The organism is Stagnihabitans sp., assembly GCF_964946895.1.
The window spans coordinates 43,620-70,010 of record NZ_CBBQHX010000014.1; the positions used below are offsets into that span (position 1 = coordinate 43,620).

The 26,391-nt window shown below is 65.0% G+C and carries 27 protein-coding genes; 15 read left to right on the forward strand and 12 right to left on the reverse strand.

Features of this window, described 5'->3' with window-relative positions:
- Positions 1-247: 247 nt before the first annotated feature.
- From uvrC to AC1Y2B_RS11090, 4 genes are all read right to left on the reverse strand, one after another.
- Positions 248-2,098, reverse strand: coding sequence for an excinuclease ABC subunit UvrC (gene uvrC, locus AC1Y2B_RS11075; protein ID WP_482253148.1), 1,851 nt, complete (start codon positions 2,096-2,098; stop codon positions 248-250).
- A 300-nt stretch (positions 2,099-2,398) separates the two neighbouring features.
- The gene (locus AC1Y2B_RS11080; protein ID WP_482253149.1) at positions 2,399-3,175 is read right to left on the reverse strand and encodes an SDR family oxidoreductase; all 777 of its coding nucleotides are present in this window, start codon (positions 3,173-3,175) and stop codon (positions 2,399-2,401) included.
- Positions 3,175-3,357 (reverse strand): hypothetical protein, encoded by a 183-nt coding sequence (locus AC1Y2B_RS11085; RefSeq protein ID WP_482253150.1) that lies wholly within the window; start codon positions 3,355-3,357, stop codon positions 3,175-3,177. The genes AC1Y2B_RS11080 and AC1Y2B_RS11085 overlap by 1 nt, the downstream gene beginning before the upstream one ends.
- Position 3,358: 1 nt before the next feature.
- Positions 3,359-4,147 (reverse strand): S49 family peptidase, encoded by a 789-nt coding sequence (locus tag AC1Y2B_RS11090; RefSeq protein ID WP_482253151.1) that lies wholly within the window; start codon positions 4,145-4,147, stop codon positions 3,359-3,361.
- Positions 4,148-4,208: 61 nt separating this feature from the next.
- On the opposite strand from AC1Y2B_RS11090, the gene AC1Y2B_RS11095 reads away from it, so the two are divergent.
- The 7 genes from AC1Y2B_RS11095 to AC1Y2B_RS11125 all read left to right on the forward strand — a co-directional run bounded on the left by AC1Y2B_RS11095 (position 4,209) and on the right by AC1Y2B_RS11125 (position 12,215).
- Positions 4,209-5,096, forward strand: a complete 888-nt coding sequence (locus AC1Y2B_RS11095; RefSeq protein ID WP_482253152.1) for a LysR family transcriptional regulator — start codon at positions 4,209-4,211, stop codon at positions 5,094-5,096.
- 171 nt (positions 5,097-5,267) lie between these two features.
- A complete protein-coding gene (locus AC1Y2B_RS11100; protein WP_482253153.1) occupies positions 5,268-5,735 on the forward strand; it encodes a formate dehydrogenase subunit gamma in 468 nt (155 codons plus the stop codon).
- Complete coding sequence (locus tag AC1Y2B_RS11105; protein ID WP_482253154.1) at positions 5,732-7,255, forward strand: formate dehydrogenase beta subunit; 1,524 nt, start codon at positions 5,732-5,734, stop codon at positions 7,253-7,255. Before AC1Y2B_RS11100 ends, AC1Y2B_RS11105 begins: the two co-directional genes overlap by 4 nt.
- The gene (gene fdhF, locus AC1Y2B_RS11110; protein ID WP_482253155.1) at positions 7,252-10,131 is read left to right on the forward strand and encodes a formate dehydrogenase subunit alpha; all 2,880 of its coding nucleotides are present in this window, start codon (positions 7,252-7,254) and stop codon (positions 10,129-10,131) included. Before AC1Y2B_RS11105 ends, fdhF begins: the two co-directional genes overlap by 4 nt.
- Positions 10,128-10,946 (forward strand): formate dehydrogenase accessory sulfurtransferase FdhD, encoded by an 819-nt coding sequence (gene fdhD, locus AC1Y2B_RS11115; protein ID WP_482253156.1) that lies wholly within the window; start codon positions 10,128-10,130, stop codon positions 10,944-10,946. Before fdhF ends, fdhD begins: the two co-directional genes overlap by 4 nt.
- Positions 10,936-11,166 carry a formate dehydrogenase subunit delta gene (locus AC1Y2B_RS11120; RefSeq protein ID WP_482253157.1) on the forward strand — a complete coding sequence of 77 codons (231 nt, stop codon included), beginning with the start codon at positions 10,936-10,938 and terminating at the stop codon, positions 11,164-11,166. The genes fdhD and AC1Y2B_RS11120 overlap by 11 nt, the downstream gene beginning before the upstream one ends.
- 83 nt (positions 11,167-11,249) lie before the next feature.
- Positions 11,250-12,215: a hypothetical protein gene (locus AC1Y2B_RS11125; protein WP_482253158.1), complete on the forward strand. Its 966-nt coding sequence runs from the start codon at positions 11,250-11,252 to the stop codon at positions 12,213-12,215.
- Here the strand turns inward: AC1Y2B_RS11125 and rfbA are convergent.
- Genes rfbA through rfbC form a run of 4 tightly spaced genes read right to left on the reverse strand, consistent with a single transcriptional unit; the run spans position 12,212 to position 15,529 of the window.
- Positions 12,212-13,090 (reverse strand): glucose-1-phosphate thymidylyltransferase RfbA, encoded by an 879-nt coding sequence (gene rfbA / locus AC1Y2B_RS11130; RefSeq protein ID WP_482253159.1) that lies wholly within the window; start codon positions 13,088-13,090, stop codon positions 12,212-12,214. The two genes, AC1Y2B_RS11125 and rfbA, sit on opposite strands and share 4 nt — an antisense overlap.
- Positions 13,087-13,935 carry a dTDP-4-dehydrorhamnose reductase gene (gene rfbD, locus AC1Y2B_RS11135; RefSeq protein ID WP_482253160.1) on the reverse strand — a complete coding sequence of 283 codons (849 nt, stop codon included), beginning with the start codon at positions 13,933-13,935 and terminating at the stop codon, positions 13,087-13,089. Before rfbD ends, rfbA begins: the two co-directional genes overlap by 4 nt.
- Positions 13,932-14,972, reverse strand: coding sequence for a dTDP-glucose 4,6-dehydratase (rfbB, locus tag AC1Y2B_RS11140; protein WP_482253161.1), 1,041 nt, complete (start codon positions 14,970-14,972; stop codon positions 13,932-13,934). The genes rfbD and rfbB overlap by 4 nt, the downstream gene beginning before the upstream one ends.
- On the reverse strand, positions 14,969-15,529 hold the full coding sequence (gene rfbC, locus AC1Y2B_RS11145; RefSeq protein WP_482253162.1) for a dTDP-4-dehydrorhamnose 3,5-epimerase: 561 nt from the start codon (positions 15,527-15,529) through the stop codon (positions 14,969-14,971). Before rfbC ends, rfbB begins: the two co-directional genes overlap by 4 nt.
- 126 nt (positions 15,530-15,655) lie before the next feature.
- Between rfbC and AC1Y2B_RS11150 the strand changes: the two genes are divergently transcribed.
- From AC1Y2B_RS11150 to AC1Y2B_RS11165, 4 genes are all read left to right on the forward strand, one after another.
- Positions 15,656-16,570 carry a tetratricopeptide repeat protein gene (locus AC1Y2B_RS11150; RefSeq protein WP_482253163.1) on the forward strand — a complete coding sequence of 305 codons (915 nt, stop codon included), beginning with the start codon at positions 15,656-15,658 and terminating at the stop codon, positions 16,568-16,570.
- 51 nt (positions 16,571-16,621) lie between these two features.
- A complete protein-coding gene (locus AC1Y2B_RS11155; RefSeq protein WP_482253164.1) occupies positions 16,622-17,266 on the forward strand; it encodes an LON peptidase substrate-binding domain-containing protein in 645 nt (214 codons plus the stop codon).
- Between the two features lie 32 nt (positions 17,267-17,298).
- Positions 17,299-17,451, forward strand: a complete 153-nt coding sequence (locus AC1Y2B_RS11160; RefSeq protein WP_482253222.1) for a Trm112 family protein — start codon at positions 17,299-17,301, stop codon at positions 17,449-17,451.
- Between the two features lie 150 nt (positions 17,452-17,601).
- Positions 17,602-18,414, forward strand: a complete 813-nt coding sequence (locus AC1Y2B_RS11165; RefSeq protein WP_482253223.1) for a L,D-transpeptidase — start codon at positions 17,602-17,604, stop codon at positions 18,412-18,414.
- A 49-nt stretch (positions 18,415-18,463) separates the two neighbouring features.
- Here AC1Y2B_RS11165 and AC1Y2B_RS11170 read toward each other — a convergent pair whose 3' ends face one another.
- Positions 18,464-18,805, reverse strand: a complete 342-nt coding sequence (locus AC1Y2B_RS11170; RefSeq protein ID WP_482253165.1) for a cupin domain-containing protein — start codon at positions 18,803-18,805, stop codon at positions 18,464-18,466.
- Between the two features lie 161 nt (positions 18,806-18,966).
- Here AC1Y2B_RS11170 and panB point away from each other — a divergent pair, with 161 nt between their 5' ends.
- From panB to AC1Y2B_RS11190, 4 genes are all read left to right on the forward strand, one after another.
- On the forward strand, positions 18,967-19,815 hold the full coding sequence (panB, locus tag AC1Y2B_RS11175) for a 3-methyl-2-oxobutanoate hydroxymethyltransferase (RefSeq protein WP_482253166.1): 849 nt from the start codon (positions 18,967-18,969) through the stop codon (positions 19,813-19,815).
- Positions 19,812-20,660, forward strand: coding sequence for a pantoate--beta-alanine ligase (panC, locus tag AC1Y2B_RS11180; protein ID WP_482253167.1), 849 nt, complete (start codon positions 19,812-19,814; stop codon positions 20,658-20,660). The genes panB and panC overlap by 4 nt, the downstream gene beginning before the upstream one ends.
- Positions 20,661-20,721: 61 nt before the next feature.
- A complete protein-coding gene (locus AC1Y2B_RS11185; RefSeq protein ID WP_482253168.1) occupies positions 20,722-20,979 on the forward strand; it encodes a hypothetical protein in 258 nt (85 codons plus the stop codon).
- 10 nt (positions 20,980-20,989) lie between these two features.
- Entirely contained in the window at positions 20,990-21,610 is a 621-nt protein-coding gene (locus tag AC1Y2B_RS11190; protein ID WP_482253169.1) for a DUF1523 family protein, read from the forward strand.
- A gap of 372 nt (positions 21,611-21,982) precedes the next feature.
- Here AC1Y2B_RS11190 and pheT read toward each other — a convergent pair whose 3' ends face one another.
- The 3 genes from pheT to pheS all read right to left on the reverse strand — a co-directional run bounded on the left by pheT (position 21,983) and on the right by pheS (position 26,375).
- Positions 21,983-24,391 carry a phenylalanine--tRNA ligase subunit beta gene (pheT, locus tag AC1Y2B_RS11195; RefSeq protein WP_482253170.1) on the reverse strand — a complete coding sequence of 803 codons (2,409 nt, stop codon included), beginning with the start codon at positions 24,389-24,391 and terminating at the stop codon, positions 21,983-21,985.
- A 311-nt stretch (positions 24,392-24,702) separates the two neighbouring features.
- Positions 24,703-25,296, reverse strand: a complete 594-nt coding sequence (locus AC1Y2B_RS11200; protein ID WP_482253171.1) for a 3'-5' exoribonuclease domain-containing protein — start codon at positions 25,294-25,296, stop codon at positions 24,703-24,705.
- Complete coding sequence (gene pheS, locus AC1Y2B_RS11205; protein ID WP_482253172.1) at positions 25,293-26,375, reverse strand: phenylalanine--tRNA ligase subunit alpha; 1,083 nt, start codon at positions 26,373-26,375, stop codon at positions 25,293-25,295. The genes AC1Y2B_RS11200 and pheS overlap by 4 nt, the downstream gene beginning before the upstream one ends.
- Positions 26,376-26,391: the final 16 nt, after the last annotated feature.

Below are 26,391 nucleotides of genomic sequence, written 5' to 3' on the forward strand. Positions count from 1 at the left end.
AGTGCGCCTGATCTATGCCCCCGCACTGGCCCTTCGGGCCCGATCATCCGCCGAAAGCACAGCCATGGCGAAGCGATGTCTGCAACCCTTGCCAATCGGCGCCCGTCTGCGCTGGCTCCGACAGTTCGTCCGGTGACCGGGGCGAAGCCATCGTCCAGCACAGAAGACAGCAACGGATGGCCCAAACCCCCTTGCCGTTTCAGCACTTTTGACTGGCGACAAGCGCAACCGATCTGGCCGACAGGGGTCAGGGATTGAAGAAGTTGTTGATCGTCTCTGCCATGGATTGCGAGATGCCGCCCACCGCCATCAGGTCCGACACCCCGGCCCGACTGACCGCCTTGGCCGAGCCGAAATGCGCCAGCAAGGCGCGCTTGCGGGTGGAGCCCACGCCGGGAATGTCATCCAGCGGTGTGATCGAGATCGCCTTGGCCCGCTTGGCCCGGTGCGCGCCGTTGGCCCAGCGGTGCGCCTCGTCGCGCAGACGCTGGATGAAGTACAGGACCGGATCGTTGCGGGGCAAGGCCATGACGGGTTGGCCCGCGCGGTAGAATTCCTCCTTGCCCGCGTCGCGGTCGATGCCTTTGGCCACCCCCACCATGGCGATGTCATCCACCCCCAGTTCGGACAAGATCCCCGCCACGGCTGACACCTGCCCGGCGCCACCGTCAATCAGCAGAAGGTCGGGCCAGGCGTCGGACTTGCGATCGGGGTCTTCCTTCAGCAGGCGTTCAAACCGGCGGGTCATCACCTCGCGCATCATGCCGAAGTCGTCGGAATTGGCCCCGGCCGCGGATTTGATGTTGAACTTGCGATACTGCGATTTCAGGAACCCCTCCGCCCCCGCCACGATCATGCCGCCCACGGCGTCAGAGCCCTGAATATGGGCGTTGTCATAAACCTCGATCCGCGCGGGCGGGCCGTCCAGATCAAAGGCGTCGGCCAGACCCAGCAGCAGCTTGTTCTGGGTCGAACTTTCCGACATGCGCCGTGCCAGGCTTTCGCGGGCGTTGCGGGCCGCGTTCTCCATCAGCTCGGCCTTCTCGCCGCGCAGGGGCACCGCCACCTCGACCTTGCGACCAGCGCGGTCTGACAAAAGCTGGCCGACCAGATCGGGGTTTTCCACCGGATGTGACAGCAGAACCAGCGGCGGCGGCTCCTTGTCATCGTAGAACTGGGCCAGGAAGGCTTCCATGATTTCCGGCTCTTCCGCCCCGGCGCCGGTCTTGGGATAGAAATCCCGGTTGCCCCAGCTTTGATGGGCGCGGATGAAGAAGACCTGCACACAGGCCTGCCCGTGTTCCAGGTGCAGGGCGATGACATCGGCCTCCGCCACCCCGCGCGGGTTGATCCCTTGCGACGACTGGATCTGGGTCAGCGCCTTGATGCGGTCGCGCAAGGCGGCGGCGCGTTCAAACTCCATCGCTTCGCTGGCGGCATTCATCTGCGCGGCAAGGTCGGACTGCACCGTGGTCGTCTTGCCCTGCAGGAACAGTTCGGCATCCTTGACCAGCGCGCCATAAGCCGCCTCGTCCACCTTGCCGACGCAGGGCGCGGCACAGCGCTTGATCTGATATTGCAGGCAGGGCCGGGTGCGACCTTCGAACATGCTGTCCGTGCAGTTGCGCAGCAGGAAGACCTTCTGCAACTGGTTCAGCGTCCGCGTCACCGCGCCCGCACTGGCGAAGGGGCCGAAATAGCTGCCCTTCTCGGTTTTCTTGCCACGGTGTTTCTTGATCTGCGGGAAGGGGTGGTCCTTGGCGATCAGGATGTTGGGGAAAGACTTGTCGTCGCGCAACAGCACGTTGTAGCGCGGCTTCAGCTGCTTGATCAGGTTCTGTTCCAGCAGCAGCGCTTCGGTTTCCGTCCGCGTCGTCAGGAACATCATCGAGGCAGTCTCGAAGATCATCCGCGCGATCCGCGCCGAATGGCCGTTGCCCCGCGCATAATTCGACACCCGCGCCTTCAGGTTGCGCGCCTTGCCGACATACAGAACCTCACCCTTGGGGTTCAGCATCCGGTACACCCCCGGCGAACCGTCGAGGGTTTTCAGGTAGGCTTGGATGACCTCTTGGCCTGTTGGGACGTCTTCGGTCACGGTCGCGCTTTCCGGTTCGATTCTGATCTTGGCTGCAATGATATCGCCCCTAGGGCAAGGAAAAAGGTGTCCACGGTTTCTGTGGATAACTTTATGGAGAACTTTTCGGGAGCGTCGATTTCTCCTTGAAAATAGCCCCTTTCGTGAGGTTGCCTAAAAAACAGGCGAAACTTTAAGTCATTGAAATCGTTGCGTATTTTTTTAGGCACAGGGCAAATCCCTGATAAACCTAAAGAATTCGTGAACGATATGTGACGGCCAATCCGAAAGTGCACAAGTTGTCGCACCAAGGCGCCAAGCCTACTCAACTCCGAGGACATCCGGGGTCGCCCAGGCCAGGTGCTGACCGCCGTCCACCGCGATCATCTGGCCGGTGACGGCGGGTGAGTCGAGGAAAAATCCAAGCGCCGCCGTGACATCGGCCGGACCGGCACCGCGCTGCAGAATGGTGGCCGCGCGCTGCCGGGCGAAGTGGCTCTCGCTTTGCCGGGCACCCTGAACGGTCGGGCCGGGGCCAATCGCATTGACGCGGATATGCGGGGCCAAACCCTGCGCCGTGGTCTGGGTCAACGCCCAAAGCCCCATCTTGGCAAGCGTGTAGGACATGAACTCCGGCGTCGGCTTCCAGACGCGCTGGTCGATCATGTTGAGGATCATGGCTTGTGCCAAAGGCTCGCCATTGGCGTCGATCCCGGCCTGTGGCGCTTGGGCCGCAAAGGCCTGCGTCAGCAGGAAGGGGGCCCGCAGGTTGGACCCGATGGCGCGGTCCCAGCTTTTGCGGGTGGCGGATTGGATCGTGTCATATTCGAAGATCGAGGCGTTGTTGACCAGTACCGTCAGCGGCCCGCCCAAGCCCGCTGCGGCTTCGGGCACCAGCCGGGTCACGGCGTCTTCATCCAGCAGGTCGGCCTTCAGCAGCACGGCCTTGCGGCCAAGGGCGCGGATGGCGGCGGCGGTGTCCTCGGCCTCCTCGGCAGAACTGGAGTAGTGCACGGCCACATCGGCCCCGCGCTGCGCCAGATACAGCGCCATCGCCCGGCCAATCCGCTTGGCCCCGCCTGTCACCAAGGCCCGCATCAGCCTTTTCCACACACGCAAGGGGCGGTGCCCATCACAACCCGGCCGCAATGGGCACATTTCGCCCGTGTCTGGCCCTTGGGCGCCAGCGGCGGCTTTGGTCCCATGAACTTGGTGACCAGATTTCCGATCATCGACAGGATCAGCATCAGGATCAGGAATACGACGACAACCTTGAGCATCTTACATCCCGAAATGCGACCGCATCAGGCGATCTTCCACCGTCAGTAGCACATCTTCGGCCAAAGACAGGCCAAAACGGCTCAAAAGACCGCGCTTGGGACCCATGGGCTGCAGGCGGACTTTGTCGCCATAAAGCTCTTTCATCTTGGGCACCAGATGGGCGATGCCGTCGGCCAGGCCCAGGTCAACGGATTTCTGTCCGACCCAGATGTCGGCGTTGAACAGGTCCTGATCCGCCAGCCGTGTTCCGCGGCGGGCTTTGACATGGGCGATGAAGGCCCGGTGAATCGGGGATTGTATCGCCAGCAGGCGGTCCACATCGCCGGTTTTCTGCGGCAGGAAGGGGTCCGCCAGACTTTTGGAGGTGCCAGAGGTCACCACGCGCCGCTCCACCCCTTGCCGCGCCATCAGATCCTGAAACCCGAAGGACGAGAAGATCACCCCGATCGACCCGACGATTGAGCTTTCGTCAACCCAGATCTGATCGCCGGCACAGGCCAGCCAATATCCGCCCGAAGCGGCCATATCCTCGACAAAGGCATGCACCGGCACGTTCTTTTCCGCCGAAAGCCGCCGGATGCGGGCGGCAATCAGGCTCGATTGCACGGGTGAGCCCCCGGGCGAGTTGATCACCAAGGCCACGGCGGCGGGTTTGCTGCGAAAGGCCTTTTCGATCAGCGGCGCCATCGCGGCATCGTTCAGCCCCCGCGAGGAGGATGATATGGTTCCCTGCAGCCGGATCACCGGAACGTGGGCAGGTTTGGGCAGAAATGGGATCTGGATGCGCATTCTGTAACAGGTAGGGCGCTTGGGCCTTGCGGGCAAGGGCGGTTTCCGGTGAGGGTGCTGGATGATCGACAAGCTGGAAATGTTCATCGCCCTGGCCGCCGAACGCCACTTTGGCCGGGCGGCAGATGTCTGTGGCGTCACACAGCCCTCACTCTCCTCGGCCATCCGCCAATTGGAGGACCAGTTGGGCGTGCAACTCGTCTACCGGGGCAGCCGGTTTCAAGGCCTGACACCCGAAGGCCAAAGCGTCCTTGACTGGGCCCGGCGGATTGTCGGCGACGTGCGCGCGATGCGGGACGAGATGCGGTCGGTCCACGCCGGCCTGTCGGGAATGCTGCGTCTGGGCGTCATTCCCACGGCCTTGCCGATGGTGGCCGACCTGACCGCCCCCTTCACCACCCACCATCCCAACCTGCGGGTCACGGTGCTGTCGCGCACCTCGGCAGAAATACTGGCGGGGATCGAAAGCCTCGAACTGGATGCGGGGATCACCTATCTCGACAATGAACCGCTGGGCCGCGTGTCGCAGGTGCCGCTCTATATCGAATATTACCGGTTCCTGTGCCGCAAGGACTCCCCGCTGGCGCAGCGCGACAAGGTCAGCTGGGCCGAGGTGGCAGCCGAACCCCTGTGCCTGCTGACCTCGGACATGCAGAACCGCCGGATCGTCAACCAGTTGCTGGCCGAGGCCGGGGTGCGGGTGCAGCCCACGGTGGAAAGCAATTCCACCATCGCCCTGATCGCCCATGTCCGCACCGGAAAATGGGCCAGCGTCGTGCCGATGCGACTGGCGCAGATGTTCGAGGATGGCTCCTTGCAGTCGATCCCGATCGTGCAACCCGAAGCCGAACATGTCGTCGGCCTGATCATGCCCCGGCGTGATCCGCAGACCCCGGTTCTGTCCGCGCTGATCGACGAGGCGGCGCGGTTCGGCACCCGGGCCCGGTAGGCGCGCGGCGGCCCCGGCTGGGAGGGCTGCCGCCCTCCCAGACCCTCCCGCGGATATTTGGTCCTGGATGAAGGAGTTCGATAGGAATTTCCTATCGAATGACGATACTGCGATATTGATTTTCATATCAACCCGGGTACACCAGCGTCAAAGCTATCCAAGGGCCGCCACATGCTTGATTCCGACAGCACGATTGCACGGGTGGAGGACATCCTCGCCCGCCATCAGGGGATGGAGGGGGCCTTGCTGCCGATCCTTCATGCCATTCAGGCCGATTTCGGCCATGTGCCGCAGGTGGCTTTGCCGGTGGTGGCCAAGGCGCTGAACATCTCGGGGGCCGAAGCCCGTGGGGTGATGAGCTTCTATCACGATTTCCGCGAGGCGCCCGCCGGCCGGCATGTGCTGAAACTCTGCCGGGCCGAGGCCTGTCAGGCCGTGGGGGCGGACCATGTCGCCGATCATGCCAAGCGGGTGCTGGGGCTGGATTGGCACGAAACGTCCAAGGACGGTTCGGTGACGCTGGAGCCGATCTTCTGTCTGGGCCTGTGCGCCTGCGGACCTGCGGCTTTGGTGGATGGCAAGCTGGTGGGCCGGGTCGATGAAGCGAAGATTGACGCCATGGTGGGGGCGCTGAAATGAAGATCTACCTGCCGCTCGATTCCGCTGCCGTGGCGCTGGGCGCCGATGAGATTGCCGAGGCAATCCTGGCGCAGGCCCAGGCCAAGGGCGTTGCCATCGATCTTGTGCGCAATGGCTCGCGCGGGATGGTCTGGCTGGAGCCTTTGGCGGAGGTGGTCACCGACGCGGGCCGTTTCGCTTTCGGGCCGATGACGCTTGCCGATGTGCCGGCGCTGTTCGGCGATCTGGCCGCGCATCCCAAGGCCCTGGGGCTGACCGAGGATTTGCCGTGGCTGAAGGCGCAGACGCGGCTGACCTTTGCGCGGGTGGGCGTGATCGACCCTCTGAGCCTGCCCGAGTACCGGGCGCAGGGCGGGTTGTCGGGCCTGTCCAAGGCCCTGACCCTGGACAAGGCGGCGATCGTGGCGGAAGTCACCGCCTCGGGTCTGCGTGGCCGTGGCGGCGCAGGCTTCCCCACAGGCATCAAGTGGAAGACGGTGTCCGAGGCCAAGGCCGACCGCAAGTACATCGTCTGCAATGCCGATGAAGGCGACAGCGCCACCTTTGCCGACCGGATGCTGATGGAGGGTGACCCCTTCACGCTGATCGAGGGCATGGTGATTGCGGGCCTCGCCTGCGGGGCGACCAAGGGCTTTGTCTACATCCGTTCCGAATACCCTGTGGCCATCCGGGTCATGCAACAGGCGGTAGAGATTGCGCGGGCGGAAGGCGTGCTGGGCAATGTCCTCGGCTCCGGCCAGATCTTCGACATGGAAGTGCGTGTCGGCGCGGGCGCTTATGTCTGCGGTGAAGAGACCAGCCTGCTGAACAGCCTTGAAGGTAAGCGCGGCGTCGTCCGCGCCAAGCCGCCGCTGCCCGCGCTTCAGGGCTTCATGGGCAAGCCGACGGTGGTGAACAACGTCATCTCCCTCGCCTCGATCCCGGTGATCTTCGAGAAGGGGGCAGAGTTCTACAAGGGCTTCGGCCTTGGCCGTTCGCGCGGCACGATCCCGCTGCAGATCGCAGGCAACGTCAAGCACGGCGGGCTGTATGAGATTGCCTTCGGCCTGACGCTGGGCGAGATCGTGGACGGCATCGCAGGCGGCACCGCCTCGGGTCGTCCGGTCAAGGCGGTGCAGGTGGGCGGGCCTTTGGGCGCCTACTTCCCGCGCGCGCTGTTCAACACGCCCTTCGGCTACGAGGAATTCGCCGGCAAAGACGGCCTGATCGGCCATGCCGGCCTGACCGTCTTCGACGACTCTGCCGACATGCTCAAGCAGGCCCGCTTTGCGATGGAGTTCTGCGCCATCGAATCCTGCGGCAAGTGCACGCCCTGCCGCATCGGTGCCGTGCGCGGCGTTGAAACCGTGGACCGGATCGCCAAGGGCGATGCCTCCGCCATCCCGCTGCTCACCGACCTCTGCGCCACCATGAAAGCCGGGTCGCTTTGTGCCCTTGGGGGCTTCACGCCTTACCCGGTGCTCTCGGCCCTCAGCCATTTCCCTGACGACTTCAACCGCATGAAGGAAGCCGCCGAATGAAAGACTTCATCATTCCCGACATGGATTTCGGCACGCCTGCTGCGAAATCCAAGACCATGGTCACGCTGACCATCGACGGCTTTGACGTGACGGTGCCGGAAGGCACCTCGATCATGCGGGCTGCGGCGGAAATCGGCATCGCGGTGCCCAAGCTTTGCGCGACGGACTCGGTGGATGCCTTCGGCTCCTGCCGCCTGTGTCTGGTCGAGATTGAGGGCCGCAATGGCACCCCGGCCTCCTGCACCACGCCCGTGGCCGCTGGCATCAAGGTTCAGACCCAGAACGCCAAGCTGGAAAAGCTGCGCAAAGGGGTGATGGAGCTTTACATCTCGGACCACCCGCTGGACTGCCTGACCTGCTCGGCCAATGGCGATTGCGAATTGCAGGACATGGCCGGGGCCGTCGGCCTGCGCGATGTGCGCTATGAAGCGATCGACACCCACTTCAAGGCCAAGGACAATTCCGGCAAGGCCAATCCGCAATGGAACCCCAAGGACGATTCCAACCCCTATTTCACCTATGACCCGGCCAAGTGCATCGTCTGCAGCCGCTGCGTGCGGGCTTGCGAAGAGGTGCAAGGCACTTTCGCGCTGACCATCTCGGGCCGTGGCTTTGACAGCCGGGTTTCGGCGGGCCTGAAGTCCGACACCTTCCTGACCTCGGACTGCGTGTCGTGCGGCGCCTGCGTGGCGGCTTGCCCGACCGCGACCCTGCAGGAAAAGTCGGTCATCGAGCTTGGCACCCCGCAGCGCGAGGTTATCACGACCTGCGCCTATTGCGGTGTCGGCTGCCAGTTCAAGGCCGAACTGCGCGGCGACGAACTCGTCCGCATGACCCCCTACAAGCACGGCAAGGCCAATCGGGGCCATAGCTGCGTGAAGGGCCGCTTCGCCTATGGCTACGCCTCCCACAAGGACCGCATCCTGTCGCCGATGATCCGCGACAACATCAACGACCCGTGGCAGGAAGTGTCCTGGGCCGAGGCGATGGAGTTTGCTTCCAACCGGATGAAGGGCATCATCGCCGAGCATGGCCGTCATTCGGTCGGCGTCATCACCTCCTCCCGTTGCACCAACGAGGAAGCCTATCTGGTGCAAAAGCTGACCCGCGCCGTCTTCCAGAACAACAACACCGACACCTGCGCGCGGGTTTGCCACTCGCCCACCGGCTACGGCTTGGGCCAGACCTTGGGCACCTCGGCCGGCACGCAAGACTTTGACTCGGTGGAACAGACCGACGTCGTCATCGTCATCGGTGCCAACCCCGCCTCGGGCCACCCGGTCTTCGCCTCGCGTCTGAAAAAGCGCATCCGTCAGGGCGCCAAGCTGATCGTCATCGACCCGCGTCGGACCGAGATGGTGGAAAGCGCCCATATCAAGGCCGCCCATCACCTTGCCCTGACCCCCGGCACCAACGTCGCCATCGTCACGGCACTGGCGCATGTGATCGTGACCGAGGGCCTGTTCGACGAAGACTTCATCCGCAACCGCTGCGATTGGGATGAATTCCAGGACTATGCCGAATTCGTCAGCCAGCCGAAGAACTCGCCGGAATCCGTGCAGCTTCTGACCGGTGTGAAGGCCGAGGAAGTCCGCGCTGCAGCGCGCCTCTTCGCCCGCGGCGGCAACGGATCGATCTACTACGGGCTGGGTGTCACCGAACACTCCCAAGGCTCCACCACCGTGATCGGCATCGCCAACCTGGCCATGATGACCGGCAATATCGGCCGTCCGGGCGTGGGCGTGAACCCGCTGCGGGGGCAGAACAACGTGCAAGGCTCCTGCGACATGGGGTCCTTCCCGCACGAACTGCCGGGCTATCGCCATGTGAAGGGCGAGGCGGTGCGCGACATCTTTGAGAAGATCTGGGGCGTCAAGATCGACGACGAACCGGGCCTGCGCATCCCCAACATGCTCGACGCCGCCGTCGAAGGCACCTTCAAGGGCCTGTACTGCCAAGGCGAAGACATCCTGCAATCCGACCCCGACACCAAGCACGTCGCCGCTGGGCTTGCTGCGATGGATTGCGTGATCGTCCACGACCTGTTCCTGAATGAAACCGCGAACTATGCCCATGTCTTCCTGCCCGGCTCGACCTTCCTTGAAAAGGACGGCACCTTCACCAACGCCGAACGCCGCATCAACCGCGTCCGCAAGGTGATGGCCCCGCGTCAGGGCTATGCTGACTGGGAAGTCACCATGATGTTCGCCAACGCGATGGGGGCCGACTGGACCTACACCCATCCCAGCCAGATCATGGACGAAATCGCGCTGACCACCCCGTCTTTCGCGGGCGTGTCCTACGAAAAGCTGGAAACCATGGGCTCTGTTCAATGGCCCTGCAACGAAAAGGCGCCGGAAGGCACGCCCCTGATGCACGTTGACGGCTTCGTCCGCGGCAAGGGCAAGTTCATCAACACCGAGTATATCGCCACCGACGAACGCACCGGCCCGCGCTTCCCCTTGCTGCTGACCACCGGGCGCATCCTGTCGCAGTACAACGTCGGCGCACAAACCCGCCGCACCCATAACGTCGTCTGGCATGCCGAGGATGTTCTGGAAATCCACCCCTCTGACGCCGAAGTCCGCGGCATCAAGGATGGCGACTGGGTCAAGCTGGCCTCCCGCTCGGGCGAAACCACGCTGCACGCCCAGATCACCGACCGCGTGCTGCCGGGGGTGGTTTATACCACCTTCCACCACCCCGACACCCAAGCCAACGTCATCACCACCGACTATTCTGACTGGGCGACCAACTGCCCGGAATACAAGGTGACCGCGGTGCAGGTCGGATCCTCGAACGGCCCGACCGAGTGGCAAGAGGATTACAAGGCGCAAGCCACCCTCTCGCGCCGCATCGCGACGGCGGCCAAGTGATGCAAACCCATCGCCCCCTGCCGCGTCTGGCCTTCGGGCCCGGCGCGCTGGCGGCAACGGGCAGCCGCATGCTGCCCGAAGAGGTGGCGGTGGCGCTGTCCTTCAACGGCACGACACAGGCCGTGATGATGGCGACCCCTGCCGACCTCACGGATTTTGCCTATGGCTTTGCCCTCACCGAAGGTCTGGCCCGCCCGGATGAGATTGCCGAGGTCGCGGTCGTTGAAACCCCCAAGGGCATCGACGTGCAAATCTGGGTGACGGCGGAAGCCGAAGCCCGCCTTGCCAAGCGCCGCCGCACCATGGCGGGGCCGGTCGGCTGCGGGCTCTGCGGCATCGACTCGCTGGAAGAGGCGGTGCGCGACCTTCCCCCCGTTTCCGCCAGCTTCACCATCACCCAAGCCCAAGTCCGCGCCGCCATCGCCGCCCTCCCCGAAGCGCAGCCGCTGCACGACGCGACCCGCGCCGTCCATGCCGCAGGCTTCTGGAGCGGCACGCTTCTGCTGGCGCGCGAGGATGTTGGCCGCCACAACGCACTGGATAAACTGGCGGGCGCGATGCTGCGGGCCAACACGCGCCCGACCGGGGCCATCGTCCTGACCTCCCGCGTCTCCATCGACATGGTGCAGAAGGTCGCGGCGATCGGTGCCCCGGTGCTGATCGCCGTCTCGGCCCCCACCGCCCATGCCGTCGCGATGGCCGAGGCCGCAGGCATCACCCTGATCGCCCTTGCGCGACCCGACCGTTTCGAAGTGTTCACCCATCCCAGCCGCCTCATCGGCGCCCGCTCGCCAGGAGACTCCCATGTCGCATGATGCGCACACCAAGCTGATCTACATGGCCAACCAGATCGCCAAGTTCATGGAATCCAAGCCCCATGCCGAGGGTCTGGCTGGTCTTTCCAGCCATATCAATGACTTCTGGGAACCCCGTATGCGACGCCACCTGTTCGAGGTGCTGGATGCCGGCGGCCAAGGCCTGCGTCCCCTTGTGATTGAAGCGGCGCAGTCGATCCGCCGCCCCGTGGCGGCCTGAGGCCGCAAACCCTCCATCTTGCTGCCCCAATCGGCGTGTAAGCGGGCCTGAAAAGCAGGCATAGGCAAAGCAGGTGGCGGCACATGGCCCAATCGGGCGACCCATCCGACATCGGGGGCGCGATACGCCCTCGGTCAGGCGCGTTCCGTCGGTACTGGGCGGTGGGTCTGGTCGTGATCCTGTCCTGCCTGTCCGCCATCGCCGTCCTGCAAAGCCGGGGGCCGGCCTATGAGGCGCAATCGGTCGTGCGGGTCCGGCTTGGCGCCGATGTGCTGGGTCTGATCGAGGCGCATCTGATGGCCCGCGACGCGCTGATCGCCACGGCCGCGCGCCATGGCCTCACCGGCTACACCGCCGCCACCACCCTGCGCGAGGCTGTCGGCCTGCACGCGTTGACCGCTGTGGCCGGAACCACCCTTGGCCTTGCGCCGGACGTGGCCGGGGTTGTGATCTCGGTCCGCTGGCCGCAGGCCGAACAGGCGGCGCAGATCGCCAATGATCTGGCGCTGCAGGTGCTGGATCTGGGGCAGAATGGCCAACTGGACGCCAGCCACGACGCACTGGCCTTCTACCGCAGCGAGGAAGAGCGGCTCTGGCAGGAAATCGCAGCCCTGAAGGCCGAGATGGCGGGCGTTCGTATCCGCGCCGAGCGCGACTCGACCCCCGATGATCGCCCGCTGCTTTTGTTGCAGGATCAATACGATGTGGTCCGCCACCATCTGGCCGAGGATGAAGTGGCCGCCCGTCTGGCCGACCGCCAAAGGGCGGGGGATTTTGCCCTGTTGCAACGCGCCAGCACCGGGCAGGTCGTGCGCTCGGGCAGTCTGTGGCTGCTGGGCGGCCTTGCCGGGGCCGCCGTCTTCGCCCTTGCCGCCGCCTTTCTGGTCGAGCGGCGGCCCTGGGCCTCGCCCGTTCTGGGCCGGCAGATCCAGGACGGCTACCGCTTGGTCGACGACCCCAAACGCCCGATCCTTGGCCTGCCGCGCTTTGCCGTGCTCAGTCTGCTGGCCGTCGCGGCGCTGGTCGCCTTGTCGGTGGTGATGCGTTAGGCGGTCTCTGCCAACAGCCCCAGCAGATAGTGGCCGTAATCATTCTTGCGGAAGATCGCGGCCCGCGCCGCCAGCGCTGCCCGGTCGATCCAGCCGGCGCGAAACGCGATTTCGTCCGGGCAGCCCACCTGCAACCCTTGCCGGGCTTGCAGCGTGCGCACAAAGTTCCCCGCATCCAGCAGGCTGCCATGCGTCCCGGTGTCCAGCCAGGCGAACCCGCGCCCCATCTTCTGCACCGTCAAGCTGCCGTCCTGCAGATAGCTGTCCAGCAGATCGACGATTTCCAGCTCCCCCCGGGCCGAGGGGCGGATGCCCTTGGCCCGCTCCGGCGCCGTCCCATCCAGAAAATACAGCCCCGTCACCGCAAAATTCGACGGTGGCACCTCGGGCTTCTCGATGATCTGTTGCACGGTGCCCGCGGCATCGAACTTGACCACGCCATACCGTTCCGGATCGGCCACCCGATAGCCGAACACCGTGCCGCCCACCGCTTGCTGCATCGCCGCCGTCAAGATCTCGGGCAGGCCATGGCCAAAGAAGATGTTGTCGCCCAGCACCATGGCAGACGCCGCCCCGTCCAGAAAATCCTCGGCCAGCAAATAGGCCTGCGCCAGTCCGTCGGGCGAGGGCTGGATGATGTAGGTCAGGCGGATGCCCCATTGGCTGCCGTCGCCCAACAGGCGGATGAACGCCGGCTGATCCTCGGGGGTCGAGATCAGCGCGATGTCGCGGATGCCGGCCAGCATCAGCGCGGTCAGCGGATAATAGACCATCGGCTTGTCATAGATCGGCAGCAACTGCTTTGACACACCCATGGTGATCGGCCACAGCCGCGTGCCAGAGCCGCCTGCCAAAATGATGCCCTTGCGTGTCATGTGGTCAATTCCTGTATGATAAGATCAAGGCCCGCCCGCCAGTCCGGCCGCGCAAGGCCGAAGGCCCTGTGCAGCGCGCTGCAATCCAGCCGGGAATTCAGCGGACGTCTGGCCGGGGTCGGGTAGTCGGTGGTTGCAATGTCGTGGATCTGGCAGGTCAGCCCGGCCCGGCCCATGATGGCGCGGGCGAAATCCGCCCAAGAGGTGTCGGGCGCGCCGGCGAAGTGATGCGTCCCGCCCTTGGCGCCGCCCGCCATCGCCCGCGCCAGAACCACCAGCGCATCGGCAATATCCGCCGCCGGCGTCGGCCCGCCAATCTGGTCGGCCACGACATTCAGGCTCGCCCGCTCGCGCCCCAGCCGCAGCATGGTCTTCACGAAGTTCGCCCCCTGCGCGGAGACGACCCACGATGTGCGCAGGATCAGATGGTGGCCACCGGCGGCCCGAATGCCCATCTCTCCCGCCTGTTTGGAGCGGCCATAGGCGTTCAGCGGGGCCACGGCATGATCCACCGCAAAGGGCGCCGCACCGCCGCCATCAAAGACATAATCGGTCGACAGATGAAGGAACGGAACCCCAAGCGCCGCACAGGCCCGCGCCATCGCCGCCGGCGCATCGCCGTTGACCACGGTGGCGGCGGCCTCGTCCGCCTCGGCCTTGTCGACGGCGGTCCACCCGGCGGCATTGATCACCGCGTCACAGTCGCGCACTGCGGCGGCACAGGCGCAGGGGTCCGCCAGATCGGCCTCGGCCCGGCTCAGAAACCGCGCCCTCACCCCTTGCGGCAACCGCCGCGCCAGTTCGCGGGCGACCTGTCCGGTCTGCCCGAAGATCAGCAGCCTCACGACGCAACCCCCAGCCTTTCGCCCACACCCTGCCGCGCCAGCAAGGGCTGCCACCACGCCTCGTTGTCCAGAACCCAGCGCACCGTCTTGCGCAACCCCTCCTCCAGCGTGACCGAAGGCCGCCAGCCCAGTTCGGCCCGTATGCGCGAGGGGTCGATGGCATAGCGGGCATCATGGCCGGGCCGGTCGGTGACAAAGGTGATCAGCCGGGCATGCGGCGCACCGGCCGGGTGCATCTCGTCCATCAGGGCGCAGATCGACCGCACCAGATCAATATTGCGCGCCTCGTTCTCGCCGCCGATCGCGTAGCTGCGACCAACCTTGCCCCGGCTGACAACAGTCAGCAGCGCATCGGCGTGATCCTCGACATAAAGCCAGTCGCGGATATTCTCCCCGGCGCCGTACACCGGGATCGGGCGGCCGTGCAGCGCATTCAGGATCACCACCGGGATCAGCTTTTCGGGGAAATGATACGGCCCGTAGTTGTTGGAGCAGTTGGTCAGGATCACCGGCAGACCATAGGTCTCCCCCCAGGCCCGCACCAGATGATCCGACGCGGCCTTGCTGGCCGAATAGGGGCTGCGCGGGTCATAGGGGGTCTCTTCGCTGAACTTGCCCAAGGCCCCCAGCGACCCGAACACCTCATCGGTCGAGATGTGGTGGAAGCGAAACCCCTCTGGCTTGCCCGCCTTGGTCCAATGGGCGCGGGCGGCCTCCAGCATGTTGAAGGTGCCGGTGATGTTGGTCTCGATGAAATCCCCCGGCCCGTCGATCGACCGGTCGACATGGCTTTCGGCGGCCAGATGCATCACGGCATCGGGCTGATGGGCGGCAAAGATCCGGTCCAGCGCCGCACGGTCGCGGATATCCGCCCGCTCGAAGCGGTACCGGGACGAGCCCGACACCGTGGCCACGTTCTCCAGATTGGCCGCATAGGTCAGGGCGTCCAGGTTCACCACCTGATGCCCCCGCGCCACCGCCTGCCGCACCACGGCAGAGCCGATGAACCCTGCGCCCCCGGTGACCAGCAGCTTCATGGCGTGCCCCATTCAAACGGGGTCTGCCATTGCGACAGCAAGGGTGCCACCTGATCCTTGGCCGACAGCACCGGATCCGTCACGCCCCAGTCGATGCCGATGTCCGGATCATTCCAGCGGATGGCACCGTCGCATTCGGGCGCGTAGACGTCCGAACATTTGTACTGCACTTCGGTATCGGGCAGGCGGGTGACAAAGCCGTGCAGAAAGCCCTTGGGCACCAGAAGCTGGCGCGCATTCTCCGGTGTCAGATCGACGCCGACCCATTGGCCATAGCTGGGCGAGCCGCGCCGGACATCGACCGCCACGTCAAACACGGCCCCCCGCGTGCAGCGCACCAGCTTGTCCTGCGCATGCGGCGGGCTTTGAAAGTGCAAGCCGCGCAAGGTGCCAACCGCGGCGGACATCGAGTGGTTGTCTTGCACCCACGCCGTCGTCAGGCCCGCTGCCGCAAAACGGCTGGCGTTGAAGGTTTCGGAAAACCAGCCGCGCGCATCGCCAAAGCGGGCGGGCGTCAGGATCATGACATCGGGCAAAGAGGTTGGTTCGATTTTCATGCCCCCATTTTGCGAGGATTGCAGGGATAAAGCCAAGGACTATATCGGTGCAGGCCTCCTACCCCTCTTGGAGTTTCCGCTACCCACGCGCATATATGGGAAAAGTTTATGCCGAATGAGGATGTCATGTTCGGAACTGCCCAAACCACAAAACCCGCCCCCTCTTCTGAACATATCAAAGAGGGCACCGAAGCCAGCTTCATGAAAGACGTGATCGAGCAGAGCAAGACTGTTCCGGTCATCGCCGATTTCTGGGCCCCGTGGTGCGGCCCGTGCAAGACCCTTGGCCCCCTGCTCGAAGCGGCCGTGACGGAGGCCAAAGGGGCCGTCAAGATGGTCAAGATCGACGTTGACAAGGCGCAGGCTCTGGCCGGCCAGCTGCGGATCCAGTCGATCCCCACGGTCTATGCCTTCTGGCAGGGCCAGCCGGTTGACGGCTTTCAGGGCGCCATCCCGGGGTCCGAGATCAAGAAGTTCGTCGACACCCTCTCGGCCATGGGCCCCGGCGTCGATGGCGGTCTGGCCGATGCTCTGGACGCCGCCGAGCAGATGCTGGCCGAGGGCGCTGCCGCCGATGCCGCCGAAACCTTCGCCGCCGTGCTGGAGGAAGAGCCCGAGAATGCCTTGGCCTACACCGGCCTGATCCGCGCCTATCTGGCGATTGACGATCTGGACAAGGCGCAGGCTCTGGTCGATTCCGCCCCCGCCAAGATCGCCGCCTCGCCCGAGATGGCAGCCGTCAAGGCGCAGATCGAACTGGCCCGCCAAGCCGCCAAGGCCGGCCCGGAAAATGACCTGCGCGCCGCCTTGGCCAAGGACCCGACCAACCGTCAGGTCATGTTCGATCTTGCCACCGCGCTGCACGCCTCCGGCAAGGTCGAAGAGGCTGTCGATACCCTGCTGGACCTCTTCAAGCTCGACCGCGAGTGGAACGAAGGGGCCGCCAAGGCGCAACTCTTCACCATCTTCGGCGCCTTGAAGCCACAGGACCCGATCGCCCTGAAAGGCCGTCGCCGCTTGTCGTCGATGATCTTTGCCTGACCCGCACGCGGCCTATTTGTCCTTGGGCATTTGCACGCTAGGTTGTCTGCCATGATAAATCTTGCAGACCTGCCCGAAACCATCGCGGTCTTCCCGCTGCCCGGAGCCATCTTGCTGCCCCGGGCGCGGCTGCCGCTGCACATCTTTGAACCGCGCTATCTGGCGATGATCGACGACTGCCTGAAGTCCGACCGTCGCATGATCGGCATGATCCAGCCGCGCAGCGGCACCGGTCCGGTGCCCGCCCTCTCTGCCGTGGGCTGCGCCGGGCGCGTCACGTCGTTTTCGGAAACCGAAGATGGCCGCTACATGATCACCCTGACCGGCGTCAGCCGGTTTCGCGTCGTGGAAGAGGTCACCGGATTTGCCCCCTACCGCCGCTGCCGGGCGGATTGGTTGCCCTTCGCCGACGACCTGCGCGGCGAAGAGGTCGAGGAAGATTTCCCCCGTCAGGCCTTCCTTGACAAGCTCTCGCGCTATTTCAAGGCCCGCAGTCTGGGCGTGGACTGGGCCACCCTGAAAGAGGCCGAGGATGAACTGCTGGTCAACGCGCTGGCCATGCTTTGCCCCTTCGCCCCCGAGGAAAAGCAGGCCCTGCTCGAGGCGCACAGTCTGGGCGACCGGCGCCGCGTGATGGAAACCCTGATCGCCTTCGCCATGCAGACCGGCGGCACGACGGACGAGGTCCGGCAGTGACCGACAGCCCCCCCGCGCATTGTGACCGCCGCATGCTGGAGGCTCTGGTCTGCCCGCGCACCGAAGGGGCCCTGCGCTACGACGCCGAAAAGCAAGAGCTGATCTCCGATCAGGGGCAGCTCGCCTTTCCGATCCGTGACGGCATTCCGATCATGCTGATCAGCGCGGCACGGCCACTGCTCTGATACACTTGCGCAGCGAAAGTTAACGCCAGATGCGCAAGGGCTTGACAGGCCCCATGATAGGCGTTTGTTCCCACAAGAGGTATTTCTCTCTCGGAAGACGCGCCAGTGATCAGAGTTCTGTCCAAATTCGCCGCTGTGGCCCTGCTTTCGATGCTGGCCGCCTGCGCCAGCCCGAAATCCCAGCAGGTGGCCGCCCCGCCGCCGCCGCTGCCCGGATATGAAGCGATGGAGGATGGCGGCTTCCAGATTGCCGCGGTTGACCCGCGTCTGATGACCGACGGCTATGAGAAGGCCGAGGTGCCCTATGCCGGCAAGGACAAGCCCGGCACCATCGTGGTCGACACCTTCGCCCGCAAACTCTACTTCGTCGAAGAGGGCGGCATGGCCACCCGCTACGGCATCGCCGTCGGCCGCGAGGGCCTGTCCTTCCGCGGCACCGGCGTGATTGGCCGGATGGAGAAGTGGCCGAACTGGCAACCCACCGCCAACATGGTGCGCACCCGGCCGGACCTTTACGCGCAATACGCCGGCGGCATGAAGGGCGGCCTCGACAATCCGCTGGGCGCCCGCGCCATGTATCTCTATCGCGGCGGTGCCGACAGCCACTTCCGCATCCACGGCACGGTCGACAACAACTCGATCGGTCACGCCACCTCGGCCGGCTGCATCCGGCTGTTCAATCAAGATGCGATCGAACTCTATGACCGTGTGAAGCTGGGCACCGTCGTGAAGGTGCGCACGCTGGACGAAAGCATCGCCCTCGAAGGGCCCTACATGGAAGACGCCTTCGGCCGCGCCGTCCCCGATACCCCCGAGAACGAGGCCAAGAAGATCAAGGACGCCGCAGCCCTCGCCGCCGCCGAGGCCGCAAACCCCACCCTCGCCGCCTATGACGCCGAGGCCCGTGCGGCGGACGAAGCCGCCAAGAAGCAGGCCGAAGCCGCCGGTGGCAGCGGCAACTGACCCGACACCCCCAAGGCTGCAGGGGGCCCGCACGGGCCCGCTGCTGGCCTCAGGTCAGGATGACATAGTCCTTCAGCGTGGCCTGCACGACCCGCCAGGTGCCGCGAAAGCCCGGGCGGATCACGAAACTGTCCCCGGCCCGCAGCACCGTCTCCAAACCGCTCTCATCGGTCAGAACCGAGACGCCTTCCAGAATGTGGACATATTCCCACTCGCTGTACTGCACCCGCCATTCCCCCGGCGTCGAATGCCACAGGCCAGCATACAGGTTGCCACGCTCCTCAACGTTCCATGTGGTGTGAACCGGGTCCCCGGCGACACGCTTTTCGGGCGCAGGTCGTGACACCTCGGGGGCTACGCCGTCGCGGCTCAGGGGCAGAAGATGGGACATGGCAACTCCTTTTCCCCCCGAACGCCAGATCTTCCCGCCGAACGCCAAAGCGTTGCACCAAGGTCAAGTCCGGCTGCCGCTGCAATGCGGCGCAAGATTCTTGCGGTGGCAGGCAAACCGTGCCCATATTGTCAGCAATCAAAGCTTGCGGAGCCTGAAAGATGAGTGCTGTTCCCTCCACTGGCCCCAGCGAGAAGCGATCCGTCCTGCCGCCGGACATCCGCGCGCGCAAAGGCCAGTCTCCGTTGGTGGTGCTGACCGCCTATACCACGCCGATGGCCCGGCTGGTCGATGCCCATTGCGACGTGGCCTTGGTCGGTGATTCGGTCGGCATGGTGCTGCACGGCCTGCCCTCGACCCTCGGCGTCACGATGGAGATGATGATCCTGCACGGCCGCGCCGTGGTCCGCGGCCTGTCCAAAGCCATGGCCGTGATCGACATGCCCTTCGGCAGCTACGAGGAAAGCCCCGCCCAGGCCTTCCGCAACGCCGCACGCCTGCTGGTGGAAACCGGCGCATCCGCCGTCAAGCTGGAGGGCGGCAGCCACATGGCCGAAACCATCGCATTTCTGACCCAACGGGGTGTGCCGGTGATGGCCCATATCGGCCTGACCCCGCAGGCGGTGAACACTCTGGGCGGCTACAAGGTGGTCGGTCGCGATGCCGAGGCCGAGCGTGTCATGACCGACGCCCGCGCCATCGCCGCGGCAGGCGCCTTCGCCGTCGTGCTGGAAAAGGTTCCGGTTGGTCTTGCCGCCCGCATCACCCAGACCCTGACCATCCCCACCATCGGCATCGGCGCCGGCGCGCAGTGCGACGGGCAGGTGCTGGTCGTCGATGACATGCTGGGCACCTTCACCGAATTCCGCCCGAAGTTCGTCAAGCGCTACGCCAACCTCGGCCAACTGGCCGAAGACGCCATCGCCGCCTATGCCGCCGACGTCCGCGCCCGCCGCTTTCCGGGGCCAGAGCATGGCTTTGCCGATGTCCTGCCGGGCAAAGCATCGTGATCCCCCTTCTGCGCACCGTGGCCGACCTGCGTGCTCTTGTGCGGGGCTGGAAGGCGCAGGGCCAGACCATCGGCGTCGTGCCCACGATGGGCGCCCTGCATGACGGCCACCTCAGCCTCGTCCGCGCCGCCAAGGCCGGATGTGACCGGGTGATCGTCACCATCTTCGTGAACCCCAAGCAGTTCAACAACGCCAGCGACCTTGCCAAATACCCCCGGACCGAGGCCGCCGATGCCGCCCTTCTGGCCCCGCTTCAGGTTGACGCCATCTTCGCCCCCACGCCCGATCAGGTCTACCCGGCTGGCTTTGCCACCACGGTCTCGGTCTTGGGCGTCGCAGCCCCGCTGGAAGGCGCCCTGCGCCCCGGCCACTTTGACGGCGTGGCCACCGTGGTCACCAAGCTCTTCGGCATGACCCTGGCCGACCGGGCCTATTTCGGCCAGAAAGACTGGCAGCAACTGCAGGTCGTGCGCCGCCTCGTGGCCGACCTGAACCTGCCGGTCGAGGTGATCGGCTGCGAAACCCTGCGCGAGGCCGACGGTCTGGCCATGTCCTCGCGCAACCAGCGCCTCTCGCCCCAGGCCCGCCACACCGCCACAGCCCTCCATGCCGCCCTGCAGACGGCGGCAGCGGCGCTGCGCCAGGGCACAGCGCCCGCGCCCGCCCTGCAGCGCGCCACGGCAGACCTCCTCGCCGCAGGCTTCGAGACGGTCGAATACCTTGCGCTCTGCGACGCCGAAACCCTCGCCCCCGCCACCGACCTCGCGCGCCCGCTGCGCCCGCTGCGCCTGCTGGTGGCGGCCTGGGCCGGTGGGGTGCGGCTGATCGACAACATTGCCGTCTGACCCGGGTGCTGCTTGAACCCGCCCGGGTGCATGTTTACCTGACAGGGGCAAGGGGGCCGTCATGCTGGACCTGATCATCGGCGGGATCGTCGGGCTAAGCGCCCTCTACTGGATCGTTTCGGCCTATGCCCGCTCGGTCCGCCGCGAGGCGCTGGAAAACGAATTTGATGCCGGCGGCATCGCCGGCCCGCGTGAGGATTTTATTGCCAAAGGCATGGCGCAGTATGAACACGGGTTGCGGCGCCGGCTGATCGCTCTGGTCTATGTGATCCCGGTGGTGCTGATCGTGATCATCGCCTATGTCGTGAACCACACCTGAGGAGACTGCGATGCGCAAGCTGAAATGGGCGATCTGGGGTGTGCTGGCGCTCTTGCTGGCAGGCTTCCTGAACTACACGCTGCCCCACCACGACGTGGTGCGCATCACCGAAGTCTACAACCGGCTGACAACGGTCAGCTGGGCCAACAAATACTTCTACGCCTCGCCCGACACCGGCACCGCCGAGGGCAAGGACAGCCGCGACATCCGCTTCATCTCGGCGGCCTATGCCGATGGCTCCGTGATGGTCTATCGCAACGAGGACACCGGCTGGATCTGGCCGCCCTATTTCAAATATGACAGCTCCAACCTGCAGGCCGTCGCCTCCAATCTGAAATCCTCCGATGCCGTGCCGAAATGGGTGATGGTGACGCATTACGGCTGGCGCTTCCCGATGCTGTCGATCTACCCCAACGCGCTGCGCATCACCGAAGTCTCCGGCCCCGACTACACCTATTTCCCCTGGCTGAACGTGGTGATCCTCGCCCTGCTGGCCTTGGGCGCCTTCATGATCCGCCGCATGTGGCTGCAGTTCTGGGACCGTATGGTCGACCCCGCCGTGGCCGAGGTGCAAGAGGCCGGTGACCGCACCAAGGGCTGGTTCTCCCGCCTCTGGCGCCGCAAATCCTGACCCGACCTGCAGCCCCGACCTGCAGGCCCGCGCCTGTTAACGCTTGCCGCCGCGCGTTGCGTTAACCAGACCTCGCGGGACGGTCTGTAGCTACAGAAACCTGTCGCAAAACCGACGGACAAAATACGGAAACCCGCCGGCCCCACCCCGCTGTTTTCCCGCATTAACCCCGAAATTCCGCCCCGATTCGCCGCCCCGATCCGCCGGCCCGGACCGCAATCCCTACCGCGCCATTAACCTTGCCCCATTGCTCCTTTGGAAATACTCCGGGGGCACGGGGGCAGCGCCCCCGCCGTTGTGCCAAAAGACCGGCTGCAGGCGGCGCGGGTCCGGCGCCCGGGCCGGGCGCAAGGCCGGGGCGCCGCTTTGTCCTCAGCGGCGCAAGGTGCCGCCCGTCGCCTTGCTGACCTTTTCCACGATCTTGGCCGAGACGGCTTCAATATCCGCATCGGTCAAAGTCTTGTCCTTCGGCTGCAGGCGCACGGTCAAGGCGATGCTCTTCTTGCCCGCCCCCATCTGCGCCTCAGCCTTCTCGCCGGTGAATTGGTCGAAGACTTTCACGTTTTCGATCAAGACCTTATCCGCCCCAAGTGCTGCATTGACCGCCGTCAAGGCCTCGACCTTGCCATCCACCACAAAGGCGAAATCGCGCTCCACCGCCTGCAGATCCGACAGGACCAGCGCAGGCCGCGTCGGCGTTTTGGTCTTCGGCTCCGGCACCGAAGCGACCGAGACGGTGAACGCCACGGCCGGCCCCTTGACGCCCATCGCCGCCAGAACCTTCGGATGCACCTCGCCAAACGTCGCCATCACATTCGGCCCCAGCCCAATCGCGCCAGACCGCCCCGGATGCCACCAGCCCGCCACCTTGCGGCTGACCTGCACGCGGGCGGGGGCGCCCAAAGCCGCCAGAACCGCCTCGGCATCCGCCTTGGCGTCAAACACATCGACCGGACGACGCGACCCATAGGGGTCACGCCCCGCCGAAGCCCCCACCAATAGCCCCGTCGCCATCAAAGCCTGCTCTCCGGGTTCCCCGCCCTGGAAGGCCGGACCCACCTCGAACAGCGCCAGATCGGCAAAGCCCCGCGCCTGATTGCGCGCCGCAGCGCGCAAAAGACCGGGCAGCAGGTCAGGCCGCAGATGGGTCATTTCCGAGGAAATCGGGTTCTCGATCCGCACCGCATCGGTGCCACCGCCAAACAGGCCAGCGGCTTCGGCATCAATGAAGCTGTAGGTCACGCATTCATTATACCCCAGCGCCGCCATGGTCCGCCGCGCCGATTTTTCCTTGATTTGCAATGCGGTAAGGATGGGCCGTGGCACGCCGGTGTTGACGCGGGGCAGGGGGATGCCCTGCAACTTGGTCAGACTCGCGATCCGCGCCACCTCCTCGACCAGATCGGCCTCGCCCAGCACATCGGGCCGCCATGTCGGCGGCGTCGCCATGTCGCCGTTCAGCACAAAGCCCAAGGCCTCCAACGTAGCACGTTGAGTTGCCTCAGGAATTTCCATGCCCACCAACGAAATCAACCGCGCCGGGTCCAGCTTGTAGGCGCGGCTGACGTCCAACGGCGCGCCATCCTGCACCACGTCCGAGGCCTCGCCCCCGCACAGGTCCAAAATCATCTGCGTCGCCAGTTCCAGCCCGTCCAGCGTGAAGGCCGGATCAACCCCCCGCTCGAACCGGTACCGCGCGTCAGAGTTGATCTTCAACGCTCGCCCGGTCGAGGCCACCGTGATCGGATCCCAGAAGGCACTTTCCAGGAAGACATCGACCGTTTCTTCAACACATCCAGACACTTCGCCGCCCATGATGCCCGCCAGAGACTCCACTCCGGCGTCATCCGAAATCGCCATCATGCCCGCCCGCAGGGCATAGGTCTTGCCGTCCAGCGCCAAGAAGTCCTCGCCGCCAACCGCAGGATGGATCCGCAAATCGCCCTTCACCTTGGCCGCATCGAACACATGCAAAGGCCGGTTCAGTCCATAGGTGAAGTAGTTGGTCACATCGACCAGCGCCGAAATCGGTCGCAGCCCGATCGCCTTCAACCGCTGCTGCATCCACTCCGGCGAGGCGCCATTTTTCACGCCCCGAATGGTCCGCCCGGCGAAATGCGGGCAGCCCCTGGCCTTCAGCGTGGCGTCGATCTTCACGCCAATGGGCGAGGGGAAAGTGCCCTGCACCGGCACCACCGCCAAAGGTTTCAACACGCCAAGCCCGCGCGCGGCAAGGTCGCGGGCAATGCCGCGCACGCCCAAAGCGTCAGGACGGTTCGGGGTGATCTTGATTTCAATCATCGGATCGACGGTGCCGGGGCGGTTCACGGCCAGCCAATCGACGAACTTCTGACCCACCTCACCCGAGGGCAACTCTATGATTCCATTGTGTTCGTCAGACAGTTCCAGCTCGCGCTCGGACGCCATCATGCCGTGGCTCTCGATGCCGCGGATCTTGCCGACGCCAAGGGTCACGTCAATCCCGGGCACATAATCGCCGGGCTTGCACAGAACCACCGTGATGCCTTCGCGGGCATTGGGCGCACCGCAGACGATCTGCTTTTCACCCTCATCCGTCAGCACGCGGCAGACGCGCAGCTTGTCGGCATCGGGGTGCTTTTCGGCCTGCAGCACCTTGGCCAGCGTGAACGGCGCCAGACGCGCGGCGGGGTTGACCACCTCTTCCACTTCCAGACCCAGATCGGTCAGCGCCTCGGTGATCTCATCCACCGAAGCCGTGGTGTCGAGATGGTCCTTGAGCCAGGAGAGCGTGAATTTCATCGCGGGCCTTCGTGAGCTTGGGGTTGGGGCGGGTCAGGGTTTCAGCTTGCGGGGCTTAGCGCAAAGCGCGGGAAAGGAAAAGCATGGGCAAGGCCGGAAATCGCGGGTTGCCGGGGTGGAAACGGATTGTCCCGTGAATTCGCCGGGCAAATTCACACTTTCCTCGGCGGGATAGGGTAGAGCAGGCGCATGGACCCCATGCTGGACATCCCCAAAGGCCGCAAGCCCATTGCCCACGGTCAGCTGTGTCTGCTGATGGCCGTGACAGTCCTGATCTTTCTGGCCGTCTTGCCGCTGTGGCGCGGTTAGGTTCAGCCGCGCGATCGGGCCAGGGCCAGCAGGTTCTGCAGAATGCTGGCATAGCCACGCGCGTCGTCAATGGCGCGGTGCGTGTGTTCATGAACGCCCGACCAGGCCGGGGGAACATCGGGCTTGTAGGCCACGCGCTGTGGCTGGCTCATCAGGCCGGCAATCAGGCTGTCAAGGTCAAGGGCGGCGAAGCCATTGAAAACCTTGCGCTGCAGACGGATGCCAACATTGGCGCGCGAACTGACATAGCGGTCAAGGTAGTGGTCAATCCACGGACCGTCAAAGATCAACGGGCGGGCGGTGAAGACCCGCAAACCGGGCAGACCTTCCACCCATTGCGCAAACCGCTCCATCACCACGGCGGGCGGTTCGGGGTTTGTGGTGGCCGAGGCCCAGACCTCGGGCTGGCTGCGCCACCAGTCCATCGTGCCGGGGTCCGCAATCCGGTCCGGGCGCGGCTCCAGCACGGCTTCAAACTCGCTGAGGATCTCGCCCTGCGCTGAAACCGCGACCGAGGCGAAGGCCAGCATCGAGTTGCGGGTCGGGTTCGGGCCGTCACATTCGACGTCTGTCACAACATAGGTGACATCGTTCATCGGCTCAGCCCGCCCGGCAGATCGGGCTGGTCAAGTGCGGCAAAGCCATAGTGGCGCAGCCAGCGCAGGTCGCTTTCGAAGAAGGCGCGCAGGTCGGGGATGCCGTATTTCAGCATGGCGATGCGGTCGATGCCCATGCCGAAAGCAAAGCCCTGCCACTGGGTCGGGTCCACTCCGGCCGCCGACAGAACCTTGGGATGCACCATGCCCGAGCCGAGGATTTCCAGCCAGCTGTCGCCCTGACCGATCTTCAGTTGGCCACCCTCCCACGAGCAGCGGATATCGACTTCCGCCGAGGGCTCGGTGAAGGGGAAGTGGCTGGCACGGAAGCGCAATTCGACCGAAGGCACCTCGAAGAAGGCGCGGCAGAATTCTTCCAGCGTCCATTTCAGATTGGCCATCGAGATGTTGCGGTCAATCGCCAGACCCTCGACCTGATGGAACATGGGCGCGTGGGTCTGGTCCATGTCCATCCGGTAGACGCGGCCGGGCGCGATCACGCGGATCGGCGCGCCTTGGGCAGCCATGGCGCGGATTTGCACCGGAGAGGTATGGGTGCGCAGCACATGCGGCGGGCGTGGATCATCCGCCGCGCGGGCCATGAAGAAGGTGTCGTGCTCTTGCCGGGCGGGGTGTTCCGGCGGGATGTTCAAGGCGTCGAAATTGTACCAGTCGCTTTCGACTTGCGGGCCTTCGGCCACGGCAAATCCCATGTCGCCGAAGATCGCGGTCAGTTCTTCCATGACCTGAGACACGGGATGGATCGTGCCCCGCGGGCGCGGCCGGCCCGGCAGGGTCACATCCAGCCATTCGCTGCGCAGACGCTCGTCCAGCGCGGCATCCGCCAGCCCGGCCTTCTTGGCGCGCAGCGCGGCGTCAATCTCGTCCTTCAGGACGTTGAGGTTGGCCCCGGCGGCCTTGCGGTCCTCGGGCGCCATCTTGCCCAAACCCGCCATCAGGGCCGAAATCTCGCCCTTCTTGCCAAGGGCGGACAACCGCACCTCTTCCAGCGCGGATTCGTCCGATGCAGCCGCCACGGCGGTCAGAAATTTGGCTTTGAGTGCGTCGAGCCCGTCCATGGCAGTCTCCTTGAGA